Origin of the sequence: Escherichia sp. MOD1-EC6300 (assembly GCF_002965045.1) — a bacterium.
Taxonomy (GTDB): Bacteria; Pseudomonadota; Gammaproteobacteria; order Enterobacterales; family Enterobacteriaceae; genus Escherichia; species Escherichia coli_F.
This window is the reverse complement of sequence record NZ_PTRH01000079.1, coordinates 1-284: the sequence shown is the minus strand read 5'-3', so window position 1 is coordinate 284 and position 284 is coordinate 1. Positions and strand designations below refer to the sequence as shown.

1 tRNA gene and 1 other RNA gene are annotated in these 284 nt (G+C 49.6%); both read right to left on the bottom strand.

The annotated features are described in order from the left end of the window. Nucleotide 1: 1 nt before the first annotated feature. Nucleotides 2-77 (bottom strand) — tRNA-Lys (locus tag BGE37_RS24905). A gap of 33 nt (nucleotides 78-110) precedes the next feature. Beyond that, a non-coding RNA gene (locus BGE37_RS25385) (RtT sRNA) lies at nucleotides 111-278 on the bottom strand. Nucleotides 279-284 lie beyond the last annotated feature (6 nt).

The window sequence follows — 284 nt, the reverse complement described above, 5'->3', positions numbered from 1 at the left end:
TTGGTGGGTCGTGCAGGATTCGAACCTGCGACCAATTGATTAAAAGTCAACTGCTCTACCAACTGAGCTAACGACCCCTTGCGGGATTATGCTGCTTTAATCATTCAGGATGGTGGGTCGTGCAGGATGACTCGACTTCGTCTCGCCCTTCGGGCCGTTGCTGACGCAACGTTATCCTTCACATTCTCTACCAGTAACCACCTTTAAATTGGTGGGTCGTGCAGGATTCGAACCTGCGACCAATTGATTAAAAGTCAACTGCTCTACCAACTGAGCTAACGACC